Annotated in this window: 15 protein-coding genes; 6 read left to right on the top strand and 9 right to left on the bottom strand. The window is 64.2% G+C overall.

Annotation, left to right across the window (positions count from 1 at the left end; translation table 11 throughout):
• Positions 1–6: 6 nt before the first annotated feature.
• Positions 7–705 carry an L-ribulose-5-phosphate 4-epimerase gene (locus tag AB5Y72_RS06155; protein ID WP_368198694.1) on the bottom strand — a complete coding sequence of 233 codons (699 nt, stop codon included), beginning with the start codon at positions 703–705 and terminating at the stop codon, positions 7–9.
• Entirely contained in the window at positions 702–2,393 is a 1,692-nt protein-coding gene (locus tag AB5Y72_RS06150; protein WP_368198693.1) for a ribulokinase, read from the bottom strand. Before AB5Y72_RS06150 ends, AB5Y72_RS06155 begins: the two co-directional genes overlap by 4 nt.
• Before the next feature lie 360 nt (positions 2,394–2,753).
• Between AB5Y72_RS06150 and AB5Y72_RS06145 the strand changes: the two genes are divergently transcribed.
• From AB5Y72_RS06145 to araC, 4 genes are all read left to right on the top strand, one after another.
• Positions 2,754–3,737, top strand: a complete 984-nt coding sequence (locus AB5Y72_RS06145; protein WP_368198692.1) for an arabinose ABC transporter substrate-binding protein — start codon at positions 2,754–2,756, stop codon at positions 3,735–3,737.
• 66 nt (positions 3,738–3,803) lie between these two features.
• Positions 3,804–5,300: an L-arabinose ABC transporter ATP-binding protein AraG gene (araG, locus tag AB5Y72_RS06140; protein WP_368198691.1), complete on the top strand. Its 1,497-nt coding sequence runs from the start codon at positions 3,804–3,806 to the stop codon at positions 5,298–5,300.
• A gap of 48 nt (positions 5,301–5,348) precedes the next feature.
• A complete protein-coding gene (araH, locus tag AB5Y72_RS06135; protein ID WP_368198690.1) occupies positions 5,349–6,350 on the top strand; it encodes an L-arabinose ABC transporter permease AraH in 1,002 nt (333 codons plus the stop codon).
• 132 nt (positions 6,351–6,482) lie between these two features.
• Positions 6,483–7,394, top strand: a complete 912-nt coding sequence (araC, locus tag AB5Y72_RS06130; protein ID WP_368198689.1) for an arabinose operon transcriptional regulator AraC — start codon at positions 6,483–6,485, stop codon at positions 7,392–7,394.
• A gap of 68 nt (positions 7,395–7,462) precedes the next feature.
• Here araC and ykgO read toward each other — a convergent pair whose 3' ends face one another.
• Both ykgO and AB5Y72_RS06120 read right to left on the bottom strand, forming a co-directional pair.
• Entirely contained in the window at positions 7,463–7,588 is a 126-nt protein-coding gene (ykgO, locus tag AB5Y72_RS06125) for a type B 50S ribosomal protein L36 (protein WP_209791978.1), read from the bottom strand.
• Positions 7,585–7,854 (bottom strand): type B 50S ribosomal protein L31, encoded by a 270-nt coding sequence (locus tag AB5Y72_RS06120; protein WP_368198688.1) that lies wholly within the window; start codon positions 7,852–7,854, stop codon positions 7,585–7,587. Before AB5Y72_RS06120 ends, ykgO begins: the two co-directional genes overlap by 4 nt.
• A gap of 226 nt (positions 7,855–8,080) precedes the next feature.
• Between AB5Y72_RS06120 and AB5Y72_RS06115 the strand changes: the two genes are divergently transcribed.
• Positions 8,081–8,335, top strand: a complete 255-nt coding sequence (locus tag AB5Y72_RS06115; RefSeq protein ID WP_042075405.1) for a DinI family protein — start codon at positions 8,081–8,083, stop codon at positions 8,333–8,335.
• 158 nt (positions 8,336–8,493) lie between these two features.
• On the opposite strand, the gene AB5Y72_RS06110 is transcribed toward AB5Y72_RS06115, so the two are convergent.
• From AB5Y72_RS06110 to dcuC, 5 genes are all read right to left on the bottom strand, one after another.
• The gene (locus AB5Y72_RS06110; RefSeq protein WP_368198687.1) at positions 8,494–9,306 is read right to left on the bottom strand and encodes a DUF2927 domain-containing protein; all 813 of its coding nucleotides are present in this window, start codon (positions 9,304–9,306) and stop codon (positions 8,494–8,496) included.
• A 22-nt stretch (positions 9,307–9,328) separates the two neighbouring features.
• Positions 9,329–9,832: a M48 family metallopeptidase gene (locus AB5Y72_RS06105; RefSeq protein ID WP_042075408.1), complete on the bottom strand. Its 504-nt coding sequence runs from the start codon at positions 9,830–9,832 to the stop codon at positions 9,329–9,331.
• Between the two features lie 173 nt (positions 9,833–10,005).
• Positions 10,006–11,649: a hypothetical protein gene (locus tag AB5Y72_RS06100; protein WP_042075411.1), complete on the bottom strand. Its 1,644-nt coding sequence runs from the start codon at positions 11,647–11,649 to the stop codon at positions 10,006–10,008.
• Between the two features lie 274 nt (positions 11,650–11,923).
• Positions 11,924–13,573, bottom strand: a complete 1,650-nt coding sequence (locus tag AB5Y72_RS06095; protein ID WP_368198686.1) for a bifunctional UDP-sugar hydrolase/5'-nucleotidase — start codon at positions 13,571–13,573, stop codon at positions 11,924–11,926.
• Positions 13,574–13,661: 88 nt separating this feature from the next.
• The gene (dcuC, locus tag AB5Y72_RS06090) at positions 13,662–15,014 is read right to left on the bottom strand and encodes an anaerobic C4-dicarboxylate transporter DcuC (RefSeq protein ID WP_368198685.1); all 1,353 of its coding nucleotides are present in this window, start codon (positions 15,012–15,014) and stop codon (positions 13,662–13,664) included.
• A gap of 321 nt (positions 15,015–15,335) precedes the next feature.
• Between dcuC and AB5Y72_RS06085 the strand changes: the two genes are divergently transcribed.
• On the top strand, positions 15,336–15,941 hold the full coding sequence (locus tag AB5Y72_RS06085) for a DUF922 domain-containing protein (RefSeq protein WP_368198684.1): 606 nt from the start codon (positions 15,336–15,338) through the stop codon (positions 15,939–15,941).
• The last annotated feature ends 68 nt before the right edge of the window (positions 15,942–16,009 follow it).

Below are 16,009 nucleotides of genomic sequence, written 5' to 3'. Positions count from 1 at the left end.
CCTCTTTTAGGCTTTTGTTTGGCCGTAATAGGCGTGTTTGCCATGCTTGCGCTGGTAGTGCTTCTCCAGCAGGTAATCGGGCAGGGGGCGGGCCCCCGGGTTGATCTGGCCGGTGAGCCAGGCCATGCGGGCCACCTCTTCCAGCACCACTGCGTTGTGTACCGCGTCCTCGGCGCTCTTGCCCCAGCTGAAGGGGCCGTGGTTGGCGACCAGCACCCCTGGCATGGTGAGGATGGGGGTCTGTTTGAGGGTTTCGACGATGAGATGACCGGTCAGCCCCTCGTAGTCCTCCTCGACCTCTCCCGGGGTGAGCAGGCGGGAGCAGGGGATCTCGCCGTGGAAATAGTCGGCCTGGGTGGTGCCGAAAATGGGGATGGGGCGCCCCGCCTGGGCCCAGGCGGTGGCATGGGTGGAGTGGGTGTGCACCACGCCGCCAAGCTCGGGATAGGCGCGATAGAGCACCAGGTGGGTGGCGGTGTCGGAGGAGGGGCGAAGGTCCCCCTCCACCTGCTTGCCCGCCAGATCCAGCACCACCATGTCCTCGACCCGCATCCGCTCGTAGCTGACGCCGCTTGGCTTTATCACCACCAGATTACGCTCTCGGTCGATGCCGCTCACGTTGCCCCAGGTGAAGGTCACCAGGCCATGGCGCGGCAGATCCAGGTTGGCGGCGAGCACCTGCTCCTTGAGGATCTTGAGGTTCATGCCGGCACCCCCCGGTTGTAGAGCGGTTCGGCGGCGGCGCCCCAGGCGAGGTAGCGCTGGTAGAGGCGCTCGTAATCGGCGACCCGCTCGGGGTGTGGCTGGTGGGTGCGCTCCACGGCGCTCGCCATGTGGTGCTGGGCCTTGGCCACATCGGCGTGGATCCCGGCCGCCACGGCGGCAAAGATGGCCGCCCCCAGGGCGCAGCACTGATCCGAGGCCACCACCTGGATGGGCCTGTTCATGACGTCGGCGCAGGTCTGCATCACGGTGGCGGACTTGCGGGCGATGCCGCCAAGGGCGATCACCTGCTCCACCGGTACCTGCTGACTGGTCATGCACTCCATGATGCGGCGGGCACCGAAGGCGGTGGAAGCCACCAGGGCGCCGAACAAGTCGGGGGCATCGGTGCCGAGGTTGATCCCCGTGAGGGTGCCCTGCAGGCGCTGATTGGCATAGGGGGTGCGCCGGCCGTTGAACCAGTCGAGCACCACCGGAAGGTGCGCCAAGTCGCGCTGCTGATCCCAGGCTGCGGCGAGGCTGGGTAACAGGGCCTGCTTGTGGCGCTCGATGGCGGTGCGAAGCTCCGGATACTGGGCGGCGAGGCTGTCAAGGGGCCAGCCGAGCTGGCGCTGATACCAGGCATAGATGTCACCGAACGCCGATTGTCCCGCCTCCAGCCCCACCATGCCCGGCACCACGCTGCCATCCACCTGGCCGCAGATCCCGGCAATGGCCCGATCGCCTATGGTGGCTTCGTCGGCGATCAGAATGTCGCAGGTGGAGGTGCCTATCACCTTGACCAGGGCATTGTTGCCGGCCCCGGCTCCCACCGCCCCCATGTGGCAGTCAAAGGCGCCGCCGGCGATCACCACCTCGCAGGAGAGGTGCAGCCGCTCCGCCCATTCGGGCGTCAGGGTGCCGACCGGCAGATCGGCGGTCCAGCTGTCGGTAAAGAGGGGATAGTCGAGATCCTCGGTCAACAACGGATCCAGGGCGTTGAGGAAGTCGGCGGGGGGCAGGCCGCCCCAGCTCGGGTGCCAGAGGGACTTGTGGCCGGCGGCGCAGCGACCGCGCTTGAGGGTGGCCGGAGCCTGGGTGCCGCTCAGGATGGCGGGCACCCAGTCGCACAGTTCGACCCAGTTGCAGGCGGCGGCGCGCACGGCGGCATCGGCTCGAGAGACGTGCAGGATCTTGGCCCAGAACCACTCGGAGGAGTAGATGCCGCCGATGTAGCGGCTGTAGTCGGGGAACTGGCCGCCGTGGCACAGGGCGGTGATGGCCTCCGCCTCCTCAATGGCGGTGTGATCCTTCCACAGCACGAACATGGCGTTGGGGTTGTCGGCAAACTCCGGACGCAGGGCCAGCACGCGCCCCTCTCTGTCGATGGGGGCGGGGGTGGAGCCTGTGCTGTCCACCCCGATGCCGCGCACGGCGGTGCGCTGACTCGGCGTGAGCTGGCTCACCACCGCCACCACCGCCTGCTCCATGGACTCCAGATAGTCGAGGGGGTGGTGGCGGAACTGGTTGTTGACCGGCTGGCAGTAGTGGCCTGCCTGCCAGCGGGGGTAATAGACGACCTGGGTCGCCAGCTCGGCGCCGTCCTGGCAGCGCACGGCGAGTGCCCTGACCGAGTCGCTGCCGAAATCGAGTCCTATGGTGATCTGCTCGGACCTGGGGTGCTCAGACATAAGTGCTCCTGACCATCAATGAGGGGTGACTGGGGGGAACCATAGGAGATGGGCAGGAGGGGCGGTTAGCCATTGGCTGCTGGAAATATGGATTTTAACGCTGTCAGTGTGACAGGGTGACGGCCATCCAGAATTGGATATGTGACAATTTTGCTAATTATATAGACGAAATGGCTGCAATTTCATGGCGTGATCCTGCTCTCCATTTTTCCATGTGAAAACGATTACAACTTGTCTCGCTCAACTAGCAACAACAATAACATCCTGTTTAAGCATGTTTTTATATGGCCGTGACTTGATGGACTCAAGGAGCAGCACTGCGTGGATACATGGATTGATAGAACCGTTGGAGACATTCGCATGAACAAAATCGTTAAAGGCATGATCGCAATGGGATTCGCCCTTGGTATGGCAAATTCTGCTTTCTCGGCCGAGGCACTGAAGCTGGGCTATCTGGTCAAGCAGCCGGAGGAGCCCTGGTTCCAGACCGAGTGGAGTTTCGCCGACAAGGCGGGTAAGGATCTGGGCTTCGAGGTGATCAAGATAGCCGTCCCCGATGGCGAGAAGACCCTCAATGCCATCGACAGCCTGGCAGCGAATGGCGCCAAGGGCTTCGTCATCTGCACCCCTGACCCCAAGCTCGGGGCCGCCATCATGGCCAAGGCCAACAGCATGGATCTGAAAGTCATCACGGTGGATGACCAGTTCGTCAACGCCAAGGGCCAGCCCATGGAGCAGGTGCCCCTGGTGATGATGGCCGCCACCAAGATTGGCGAGCGTCAGGGGCAGGAGCTCTACAAGGAGATGCAAAAACGTCAGTGGGACCTGAAGAGCACCGCCGTACTCGCCATCACCGCCGACGAGCTCGACACCGCCCGTCGCCGGGTCGAAGGCTCCTTGAGCGCGCTCAAGGCCGCCGGCTTCCCCGAGGTGCAAATCTACCGCTCGCCGACCAAGGCCAACGACATTCCGGGGGCGCTGGATGCCGCCAACTCCATGCTGGTGCAGCACCCCGAGGTGAAGAACTGGCTCATCGTCGGCATGAATGACAATACCGTGCTCGGCGGCGTGCGCGCCACCGAAGGGCAGGGCTTCAAGGCCGAGAACGTCATCGGCATCGGCATCAACGGGGTGGATGCGGTGAACGAGCTCTCCAAGTCCAGCGCCACCGGCTTCCTCGGCTCCCTGCTGCCAAGCCCGGACGTGCACGGCTACAAGAGCGTCCAGATGCTGCACGACTGGGTCGTCAACGGCACCGAGCCTGCCAAGTTCACCGAGGTGACCGACGTGGTGCTCATCACCCGCGACAACTTCAAGGCCGAGCTGCAGAAGAAAGGGCTGTGATCCCCATCCCTTGATACCCATGCCGGCATGGCGGAGTGCGCCGTGCCGGCTGGCTGGAGTCATCTCATGAATCAAGTTCCATATCTGGAGTTTTGCGGCATCAGCAAGGAGTTTCCCGGCGTCAAGGCGCTGCAGAACGTCTCCTTCTCCTGCCAGCAGGGCACGGTACACGCGCTGATGGGAGAGAACGGGGCCGGCAAGTCCACCCTGCTCAAGATCCTGAGCGGTTTTCAGGCGCCCACCCGCGGGGTGGTGAAGCTGGCCGGCCAGGAGAAGCAGTTTCAAAACACGGTCGATGCGCTGGAGAGCGGGATCGCCATCATCTATCAGGAGCTGCACCTGGTCCCCGAGATGACGGTGGCCGAGAACATCTACCTCGGCCAGCTGCCGACCCGGCGCGGCGTCATCGATCGGGAGAAGCTCTATCAGGATGCGGCGAAACAGCTTGCGCGCCTCGGGATGGACGTCTCCCCCGAGACGCCGCTCAAATACCTGTCCCTGGGCCAGTGGCAGATGGTGGAGATTGCCAAGGCCCTGACCCGGGACGCCAGCGTCATCGCCTTCGACGAGCCGACCAGCAGCCTGTCGTCGCGCGAGATTGAGCAGCTGTTCCGGGTCATCCGCCAGCTGCGGGACGAGGGCAAGGTCATTCTCTACGTCTCCCACCGCATGGACGAGATCTTCGCCCTGTGCGACGCCATCACGGTGTTCAAGGATGGCCAGTTCGTGCGCACCTTCGCCTCCATGGCCGAGGTGGACCGGGATCTGCTGGTCAAGACCATGGTGGGGCGCGAGCTGACCGACATCTATGGCTACAGCCCCAGAGCGCTCGGGGAGGTGGGCCTCAAGGTGGAGAACCTGATGGGGCCGGGCGTGAAGGCGCCGGTGTCGCTTGAGGTAAAGAGAGGGGAGATCCTCGGCATCTTCGGGCTGGTGGGAGCCGGTCGCAGCGAGCTGATGAAGCTTATCTTCGGCGCGCAGATGCCCCGCGGCGGCGAGATCTCGGTGTTCGGCAAGCCGGTGGTGATCCGCAGCCCCATCGACGCCATTCGCAGCGGCATCATGCTTTGCACCGAGGACAGAAAGGCCCTCGGCATCATTCCCATTCACTCGGTGCAGGAGAACATCAACATCAGCGCCCGCCGTCACCACGCGTGGGGAGGCTTCTGGATCAACCAGCAGTGGGAGGACGAGAACGCGAGGCTGCGGATCCGCGACATGCGGGTCAAGACCCCGTCTCCCCAGCAGGCCATCATGAACCTCTCCGGCGGCAACCAGCAGAAGGCCATTCTGGGGCGCTGGCTGTCGGAAGACATGAAGGTGATCCTGCTCGACGAGCCGACCCGGGGCATCGACGTCGGGGCAAAGAACGAGATTTACAACGTGATTTACGATCTGGCCAGGGTGGGCATCGCCGTGGTGGTGGTCTCCAGCGAGCTACCGGAGGTGCTGGGCATCGCGGATCGGATCATGGTCATGCGGGAGGGGGAGATCGCCGGCGAGCTTTCCCATGACGAAGCCAACGAGGTCAAGGCACTCAATCTGGCCATGCCGGCCCGTTGACTCGCTGACCGCAACGAGATAGCACCCGGAATTTTCAGGAGAAATACCATGACAACTACTACCTCTGTCGGCCAGGCCGCCAGCGCCGCAACGGCGACAGGCTCCCGACTGCAACTGGCCCGCGTCTGGGATCAGTACGGCATGCTGGTGATCTTCGCCATCCTGTTCCTGCTGGCCTGCGTGCTGGTACCCAACTTTGCCAGCCTGATCAACATGCGCGGGCTCGGGCTCGCCGTCTCCATGTCGGGCATGGTGGCCTGCGGCATGCTGTTCTGCCTCGCCTCCGGCGAATTCGACATGTCGGTCGGCTCCGTGGTGGCCTGCTCCGGTGTTGCCTGCGCGGTCGGCATCAACGCCACCGAGAGCATCACGGTCGGCATCCTGGCCGGCCTCTCGGTGGGCCTCTTCTTTGGCCTCGTCAACGGCATCGTCGTGGCCAAGTTCAAGATCAACGCCCTCATCACCACCCTCGCCACCATGCAGATGGCGCGCGGGGTGGGCTACATCATCTCCGACGGCAAGGCGGTGGGCATCGTCGAGGAGCGTTTCTTCGAGCTCGGCAACTCCGCCTTGCTGGGGATCCCGACCCCGGTCTGGTTGACCGCCGTCTGCTTTGTGCTCTTCGGCCTGCTGCTCAACAAGACCACCTTCGGTCGCAACACCCTGGCCATGGGGGGCAACGAGGAGGCGGCGCGCCTGGCCGGGGTCAACGTGGTGCGCACCAAGATCATCATCTTCACCATGACCGGGCTGATTGCCTCCATCGCCGGCATCATACTCGCCTCGCGCATGACCTCGGGCCAGCCCATGACCTCCATCGGCTTCGAGCTGGTGGTGATCTCCGCCTGCGTGCTGGGGGGGGTCTCCATGAAGGGGGGCATCGGCAAGATCTCCTACATCATCGCCGGGGTGCTGATTTTGGGGCTGATGGAGAACGCCATGAACCTGCTCAACATCTCCCCGTTTGCCCAGTACGTGGTGCGCGGCCTCATCCTGCTCGCCGCCGTCTTGTTCGACCGCTACAAGCAGGTGCGCAAGGCCCGTCTCTGAGTGGTTTTTCTCCTCCTCACCAGGCCGGCCCCGCGCCGGCCCGGTGTTTTCCCCGGCAAGCTGTGAGCCAGTTCAACAATTTCACAACAGGCAGCTTGCAAGCATAGGGTGTTCCAACGCCGGATCTCTACAATGGCCCATGTCGACTTTTTTACCGAAACCCTGTTTTCCGCCATGTCCTCGATGCAAAAAGAGAAGCCGAAACAACTGAACCCCCTGCTGCCGGGCTACGCCTTCGACGTCTTCCTGGTCTCGGGCATGACCCCCATCGAGCAGGGCAGCGCCCTCGATTTCATCATCGACCGCCCCCACGGCATGAAGGGGTTCATCGTCAATCTGACCATCAGGGGCAAGGGGCAGATCTTCCAGGGGGACAAGGCCTTCACCGTGGAGCCCGGCGACCTGCTGCTGTTTCCGCCCGCCGCCGTGCACTACTACGGCCGGGCGCCGGATGCCCGGGAGTGGTATCACCGCTGGGTCTATTTCCGGCCGCGGGCCTACTGGGCAGATTGGCTCAAGTGGCCCCAGGTGACGGAGCGGGTGGGGCGACTGCAACTGGCGGACAGCCAGCTGCTCGCCGAGTTTGACGCCCTCTTCCTCGACATCGAGGAGACCCACCAGCAGCTGAGGCCCATGTCGGAGCAGCTCGCCATGAACCTCTTGGAGCGGCTGCTGATCCGCTGCTACGAGGCCTCCTCCCAGGATGCCTATCCCGCCATCGATCACAGGGTCCACCAGGCGTGCCAGATCCTGAGCGAGTCGCTGTCGGCCGAGATCTCGGTGGAGGCGCTGGCGGAGCAGGTATTCTTGTCCCCCTCCCGCCTCGCGCACCTGTTTCGCGAGCAGGTGGGGGTGAGCATAGTGCGCTGGCGCGAGGATCAGCGCATCATGCGGGCCAAGCTGCTGCTGCAGACCACGCCGCTGTCGGTCGCCACCATAGGCCAGCAGGTGGGCTATGACGATCAGCTCTACTTCTCGCGGGTGTTCCGAAAGCGGGTGGGGGTCAGCCCCACCGAATATCGCAAGTGCGCCACCCCGCTGTGAGCATGACCCAGAGATGACAAAGCCCTCGTGACGAGGGCTTTTGTTATCCATGAGGGGCGGATGCGCTATCAGCCCTGGCGAGCCTTGAACCTGGGGTTGCTCTTGCAGATGACAAACAGCCTGCCGCGCCGGCGCACGATCTGGCAGTCCGGATGACGCGACTTGGCGGATTTCAGGGAGGCGAGTACCTTCATTGTTTCTCTTTTCCTTTGCCGAAGAAGTGACCGAATCGCTGACCGAAACGGGCGACCTGCCCTTCCTTGCCGACCTGCTTCTGCTTGCCGGTGTAGAAGGGGTGGGAGGCGCTGGAGACATCCAGCGTCACATAGGGGTAGGTGTTGCCATCTTCCCACTCCTTGGTGCGATCGGTGGCCAGCGTGGAGCCGATCAGAAAGCAGGTGTTGCTGGCGAGATCGTGGAACAGAACCTTGCGGTATTCAGGGTGGATATGGGGGCGCATGATTGCCTCCTTTGTTATGTTATATCATGTCCAAAATAATGCTATGGATGAGAATCAATATCAACTGTTTTTTCCATGATGAAGGGAATGCGAGGAAATGCGGGGCATACCGGCAGCACAACGTTCGCGGGGCCTGATGCGCTATGGTGACCGAAGTGAGGGAGCCGTCTTTACTTTTTAAAATTACTGTATAAAAATACAGTTAATTATCATGGAGACGTACCCTATGCGCCTGGAAATCATCATCGACAGAAAACACCAGATCCCCACCTCGACCATGGAGGCTCTGCGTCAGGAGCTGCTCAAGCAACTGGGCGAGCGCTTTCCCGATCTGCATGTGCGGGTCGCGCCGGGCAGCGCCATGGCCCTGACGGTCAGTCGCGCCAGCAAGGAGGAGAAGGAGCTGGCCGAGGCCATGGTGCAGGAGGTGTGGGAGAACGCCGACAGCTGGATGCCGGAAGAAGAGGCCGTGGAGGCCTGACAAGGCGCCGGCAAACTGCCCGGGCACAAGTGTCAGCCGGGTCGAGATCTACCCACCGCTCGCATCGCTTCGAAAAAAACGCAGCCAATGGCTGCGTTTTGCATTGATGGGTGAACCAGCAGGAGAAGTAGAGGGAAAGGCAGGCTCCAAGCGGACCGTCAAAGCCCCGCCCAGAGCTTGAGGCTGCCGCTCTGTACCCGCTGGTTGGCCCCTGCGATGTCGCCATTGGCGCGAAGCGCCTTGAGGGCAATGGGCAGGGCTGCGCGGACTTCCTCGGCCGTCATGCCGGCATGAAGGGCGGGGTGATAGGCGAGCTTGAGCAGCAGGTAATCGAGCCCGGTGGGAAAGCTGTCGACGCTGTTGTCGTTGAAGATGGAGGGAAACACCCTGTCCGAGTCGTTCGGCAGCCCCATCACCTGGGTCAGCTCTTCCACCACGCAGTCGAGAAAGCGGCCCTTGGCCCGGCTGTAATCCACCGGGATGATGATGGTGGCTCGGACGATCTCGTAGCTGTCGTTGGTGGCGAAGTTGGCCAGGCAGATCCCCTCCTTGAGGGCGATGCGCACCGACTCGTCCTGGCGCATGGTGCGCACGGCCCAGCTCGCCATCTGCTGGTGCCGGGTCATGACGAGGGTGAGATTGGGGTTGCTGCTGACGATCTCGATGGGATGGCCGGTGATCCTGGCAAGGTGCTGGCTCTGCACCCTGACCACCTCGGCCTGCAGCGGCTTGTCGCCGAACTCGTTGATGAGCTTGAGGCGGATGGGGGCTTGCCAGCGGGAGAAGCGTATCTGGGCCTCATGACCATATTCCCGCTTCATGGCGACTTCCATAAAGCTCTGGAGCAGGTAGTCATCGCGCTGCCAGCGCTCCGCCGCGAAGAGTGGCAGGGAGAGGAGCCAGAGCACCAGCCCCCGGGCGAGCCAGGCCCCATGGCGAGCGGGCTGGTGATGGCATGGCCAAGGGCGCATCTTGCCTCCTTGCAAACTGGGATCAGCGGCTGGCGCGTTCGATGTCACGCCAGGTGAGCCAGAGCCTGAGATCGAACTCCAGTTGATGATAGTCCGGTTCCATGTGCTGGCAGAGCTGATAGAAAGCCTTGTTGTGATCCTTCTCCCTCAGGTGGGCCAGCTCGTGCACCACTATCATCTTGAGGAAGGCGGGATGGGCCTCCTTGAACAGGGCGGCGATGCGGATCTCGTTCTTGGCCTTGAGTTTGCTCCCCTGCACCCGGCTGACATAGGTGTGCAGGCCGAGGGCATCCTTGATCACGTTGATCTTGCCGTCGAAGATCACCTTGGAGAGCGGTGCCGAGCTCTTGAGATAGCGGTTCTTCAGCTCCATGGTGTAGGCCAGGAGCGCCTTGTCGCTCTGGACGAGGTGGGTCTCCGGATAGCGTTTGGCCAGCATCTCGCCGAGCTTGCCCGCCGCGATCAGCTGCTGAACCTGGGCCTTGAGCGGGTCCGGGTAGCCCCCTAGATAGGTCAGTTCCGCCATGATTCCTCCCTCTGTCACGAAAAAGAGCGCCATTGTAATCGCGGTGCCGGGCCTTGGATACCCGGCGTGATGGCGAGCATCCCCTCGTCCGGCACGAGCTGCGCCTTCATCCAATGATAAGGGCCGTCATGATGACGGCCCTTGTCTGATATTTATCGGTGCAGGGTGTCTGTTCAGCGCCTGCGATAGAGGCCTGGATCCACCTCTTCATACCGGCCCACCAGATACTGGTAGAAGGCGAGATGGGAAGGGGAGCTCGGCTCTTTGAGCTCTTGTGCCACCCGCTCCGGCTTGGCGATGATGAACTTGGGCGACTGGCGCTGGATGTCGGCCAGCACCCGTTCGCGCACGTCATAGGGCGGGTTGACGTTGGCAAAGAACAGATAGGCGGAGGCCGGCTGGCGATCGGTCCAGAGGTAATATTGCGGCTGGATGCCGTCCACCCAGATCTTGTCGGTTGGTCCGGTTTCGGCCTTGATGCGGTCGACCCGCACCTGGGCCGGCGGATTGAACGGCCTGCCCTTGAGGTTGCCCTCCCAGGCGTTGTTGACCAGCAGCGCCAGCATGGCGAGCGAGGCGAGCCAGGGGGTGGCGCTGCGCACGTCCCAGGCGCGCCAGAGCGGCACCAGGATCAGCACCGGCAGGGCCCACAGCAGGCTGTTGCCGAGCACCTCGCGCACCCGCTCCAGGGACCACTCCTTGGTGCTCCAGCCGTAGCCGAGCTGCTGGGCCAAGAGCCAGCTGGCGGTCAGCACCACCAGGGAGATGCAGAGCAGGCCCAGGGCATCGGAGTGCTGTTCGCTGCGATCCAGCAGGCAGGCCAGCGGCAACAGGCCAAGCTGCAGATAGAGCACGTCGTAGTGGTCGAACACATGGCCGGAGACCGAGTTGGCGACCAGGGTGAACAGCACGCCGAACAGGGTGGCGCACAGGACAGGCAGATACCACTCCTGGCGCCGGCTCATCATCAGCAGAATGAAGGCTGGCAGCAGCATGACGAGGCCGGTGCGCAGCAGGCCGACGGCCCCCACCTCCGGCGAGAAGCCGTTGCCGTAGCTGCCCTCGAAGAAGATGCCGAAGGCGTAGTACTGGAATTCGGCCAAGAGGCCATGGTGCTGGAAGTAGGCGAGCAACGGGCCGCCGATCACTGCCAGTCCCAGCAGGCTGGAGAAGAGCAGGGCGAAGGCGCAGCGCCACTGCTCGCGCAGGCACCAGTGGCAGAACAGCACCAGATACCAGGCGCCCCAGAAGGCGCCGTTGTTGGTGCGCATCCAGGCCACGACGGCGAAGGTGAGCGCGGCCACCAGGGCCGGTCCCCAGCTGAATCGCTTGTCCAGCAGCAGGGTGATGAAGGCCCACTGGGCGATGAGGGCCAGATGGAACGTCCAGTCCTCGGTCATGTTGCCGTAGTAGTAGCGGGTGCCGTAGAGCGCCAGCAGCGCCAGCATGCTGCCAAGGCGCGCGCGCAGGGAGAGGCCGAGCTGGGCGAAGGCCTGCCAGCTCGCGAGCAGCCCCAGCCAGCAGAGCGCCCACTCCAGCAGCCAGATCCCGAAGAAGCCGCCCAGGGAGTAACCGAGGGCATCGAGGGCGAAGATCATGGGGCCCTTGATGTCGATCATGTCCCGATAGAGCACGCCCCCCTCGCTCCACATCTTGCCCATGACCGCAAACAGGGAGGCATCGAAGCCCGGCGCCATGGCGTGAAACAGCGGATTGCGCAGGCAGAACAGCAGCGCCATCAGGGCGGTGAGCAGGACAACCAGCGGCCGGATCCCGGGATTGTGGCGTTGCGGGGTAAAGTGGATGGCGTGATTCATGGGTGACCTGTTCCTGCGGGAAAGACTGAAAAAGCGGGCTTATCTTGCCGAGCCGGGCGGCACGATGCAATGGAAGAAGAGTAGGCGCCTGAAATAATTCGCAAAAGTAACGTTTTCAGTGCCGTCACGCACAAGAAAGGCGGGGCTTGCCCTGGCCTTGCCGAGCCGCATGAGGCAGGAAAGCGCTGGCGCCCGGCACATTCGCCAGTCGCCCCCCGTGGTCTGGTTGCCGACGGACGGTGACAGGGGGCCGGGCCCGAGGCCCGGCCCCGGTTCAGTGGCCCTGGTACTCCACCAGCGCCGGCAGGGGGGCGAGCTCGGGCAGGTGACGGGCCCAGCGGATAAAGGCATCCGCCAATGTGATGCCGAGCTCCTGATTGTGCTGGGTCAGGGTGCGTGCCAGCGCCGTGTAACCCTCCTTGCCGGAGGCGGTGTAGGCGCTGGAGACCCCCCGATAGATGGCATCGGGCTCGACCCCTTGCCACTGGCCAGGGCTCGCCTCCCATTCGAGGCGGGTGATCCGGCTCCCTTTCGGCCTGTCGGCCCGATAGCAGAAGCGCACCCCGGCGGTGTAGGGGAAGCTGCCGCTGCCGTTGCCGACCACGCTGTTGTTGGTGGCGTTGTCGATGGCCCCCTCCAGCGCCTCGGCGAGCTCATGGCCGTGCACCCGGTAGAGGGTGAGGGGGATGGCGAACGGCAGCAGGCGACCGGCGATGTCCGCCTCGCTCAGGGGGCCGGGTTCGAGGGAACAGCGCACGCCGCCGGCGTTGTGCAGGGCGAAGTCCACCTGCCCCACCTGCTCGCGGGCGGCGGTCAGCATGGCCTGCGCCACCAGGGGGGCGACCTGGCTGCCGGCGGGCAGGGTCGCATCGGGCAGGCGCTGATGGTGCAGGGGCCCGTCGAGCCGGGTCACCACGCGCTGGGTCATGGTCTCGAGCTCGGGGCGATAGCGCCTGGCCAGATGCTGCTCTATCTCGGGGGCCGGCTCACAGAAGTGCAGCCCCGCGGGGGGCTTGGAGTCGAACGGCCAGGGCTGCCAGGGCAGCCACTCCAGCCGGCCGCGGCTTCGCCGCACCCGGCCGTGCTCGTTAAACGCCAGCTCGCACACCCCGAGGCAGAGGGCGCTGTGGGCGGCGTGCAGGATGGCGACGTCGTTGACCATCAAGGGATATTCCCCCTCGCTCTCGAGCCCGAGGGGGGCCAGATCCCCCAGCAGGCTGTGGGTGTGGCCCCCGACGATGAGGCTGAGGGCCGGGAAGCGCTCGGCCAGCCGCCTGTCCTGCTCAAGCCCCAGGTGGCTCAGCAAGATGATGTGCTGGATCCCCTCGGCCCTGATCTCGCCGAGGGCGGCGTCCAGGGTATCCTCGATACCGTGGAAGCGGGTGTGGGGATCCGGATTCGCGATGGCCGCCATCTGCGGCAGCGTGATGCCGAGCAGGGCGAAGGGAACGCCGTCGATGACGCGCCTGTGCCAGGGGCGGCTGGCGTCATGGAGCCTCGGCAGCCCCTGCAGCCGCAGGGGCGCATCGGCGGGCTCCTGGCGACTGTCGAGGTTGGCCGCCAGCACAGGGAAGTCGAGCTGGCGCAGGAACTCCACCAGGGGACCGTTGCCGAGATCGAACTCGTGGTTGCCGATCACCATGGCATCCGGTCGCAGCAAGGCGAGCAGGTCGGCGTTGGCCCGCCCCTTGAAGCGGTTGAAATAGAGGGAGCCCTGGAAGGTGTCGCCGCCGTGCAGGAAGAGGCAAGTCTGACCGGCCGCCTCGGCCTGTTGGCGCAGGGTGGTGAGCCTGCTCAGGATGCGGGCGTAGCCGCCGCACTGGGTGCGCCACTCGGACTCGCCGACGGGGGAGAAGCGCATGGGGGCGCCGTCGAAGTGGGAGTGGCAGTCGCTGAAGTGGGCAAGTTGAACCGTAATACTCATTTCGGTCCTCCCTAGAGAAAAAGAGCACCGAGTCTACTGCATGGGGCGGGGGGGATGCCAGCCCGGCGGGCGCCGGGCTGGCGACCAGTCAGGCAGGTACCATGATCTGGGTGGCGAGGATCACCACCAGCAGGCCGACCGCGACCGGCAACGAGGTGCGCTTGACCACCTCGAACGGCGACAGGTTGCCCATGCCCGCACAGGCGACCACCACCCCGGAGACCGGCGAGATGGTACGGCCCAGGTTCGAGGCCTGCAGCATGGGGATCACCAGGTAGGCGGGGTTGACCCCGAGGCTGGTGGCGAGATGGGGAATGAGCTCCACGAAGGCGTAGAAGGGGGCATTGCCCGATCCCGTGGTGAAGGCGGCCAGGGTGGTGATGACCACCAGCATCAGCATGATGACGATGCCGCCGGTGCCAAAGCTCTGGGCCAGATCCAGCAGGTTGGCGATGAAGCCGAGCCCCATCAGCCCCTGGGCGAAGACCCCGGCTCCCACCAGCAGCATCACCACGCCGGCGAAGGCGTCGGCCATGCTGCGCCAGCACACCTGCAGCCCGTCCAGCAGCTCGCGGCCGTTGCGCTTGCGCGCCAGCTCCAGCAGGGCGGTCAACACCAGGCAGATGACGATGATGGTGACGATCTCGAGCTTGGGTCCCAGCTTGCCGTCAAACAGCAGCACGCCGATGATGGGGGTGAAGGGCAGGATGGCGTAGAAGCCGGGGGCATCGGTGACGAGATCGCTCGGGGCGACCGGGGCGTTGTGTTCGCCGGACTTCCTATCCAGATAGCGCTGCCAGAAGAAGTGGGTCACCGCCATGGCGGCGATGGCGGTGAGGGAGATGGGCAGGGTCAGCTTGAAGGCGAAGTCGATGAGCTCCATGTTGGCGGCCTGGGCGGCCAGCACCACGTCCCCCGAGGTGGGGGAGAGGATGATGGCGGCCGGGGAGGCGCACACCGCCGCCGCGGCGCCGCGGGAGATCCCCATGTTGACCATCAGCGGGAACAGGGTGGCCATCAGCAGCACCCCGAGGCCGGTGGCGGAGCTCACCGCGAGCGACATGGCGCAGGCCACCAGGTAGGCGGCTACCAGCAGGATGTAGGGGGACTTGATGACGCCGAGCGGCTTGCTCGCGAGCTTCACCAAAATGGTGTTGGCGCCGATGTGGCTCATGTAACCGGCGAAGCCACACAGCACCATGATGAGCATGCCGAGACCACCGCCCCTGTCCACCAGCAGGAAGCGCACGTACTCGAACACGTCGGTGGCCGCGTGACCGGTGGAGGTGACGCTGGCGGGCAGCACCGCCTTGCCCATCAGTGCGGTGATGACCAGCAGCAGCAGGCCGCCGCTGAGCAATACCCCGGTGGCCGAGTAGCCCTTGAAGATGTAGCGACCCACGGCCAGGGTGACCAGGGTGCCAATAAGGAGTTCCATCATATGCAGGTTCCTGAGAGTGAAGTGATGCCGGGCCTGTCACGGGATAACCGGGGGTTGTGCTGGTTACATCGACACGGGCCAACAAAAACGCCAGGATTATTACCTCATAAGGAGTATTTCACCACGGGTTAGGTGGCTGCCTGTGATCTCGCCTGCAAATCCCCGCCCGACCGGGGTGATATTTCCCACCTTTGTACCATCCCGCTGCCGACAGCAGGTGACAGCGCCCGGGATCGCGGTTAATCTCCCAATCTGACTATTAATTCATTGATTATTAATTGAAATTAAGCTGGGACTCACAAGGGGCAAGGCCGCGGGCAGATGGGACTCTTTAGCAAGACAGGGGTGATGGCGACCCTCATGTATGCCGCGTCGATCGGTGCAGTGCCATCCCATTACGAAGGCATTCGGGTGGCGCCTGACATCAAGGTCGACTTCCAGTTCTACCGGGTGTCCGGTGCCGATGTGGCCGCCGTGATGCGCCAGATCACCGCCTTGTCCCCCGCCCAGGCGGACGGCCACATCGGCAGGGCCAGCTATCAGCTCTCCTGGCAGTTGCAGACGAGGTCTGCGGCGGCGCACTGCGAGCTGGATCGGGCCAGCGTGACGGCCAGGATCAGGGTCAGGGTGCCGAACTGGATGGACAAGGCCAGGGCGCCCGCGAAGGAGCGCCAGAAGTGGGACAAGCTGGTGGCGGCCATGTTCGACTACGAGAGCCGTCACAAGGACATCCTGCTCGAGAGCGTCAGCCTGCTCGGCACGCGCCTCGCCCAGTTGCCGGTGACCAAGGACTGTGCCGTATTGCAGCATCAGGGCTGGCGGGCGGGGCAGGCGGTGCTGGAGGCGACCCGCGCGCGGTTCGCCACCCTGGCCAGGCAGACCGATGGGGGGCGCAAGCTCGGGGTCAGCTGGCCAGAGCGACCCTGAACAGGGTCGGTGGAGAACAAAAACGGGCTGCCCAGAGGGGCAGCCCGTTTTGTCTGAGGTCCGGCCCT

The sequence above is a fragment of the Aeromonas sp. R7-4 genome, assembly GCF_040908055.1.
GTDB lineage: Bacteria > Pseudomonadota > Gammaproteobacteria > Enterobacterales > Aeromonadaceae > Aeromonas > Aeromonas sanarellii.
The sequence above is the reverse complement of the archived record's forward strand: the minus strand, read 5'-3'. Positions and strand labels throughout refer to the sequence as shown.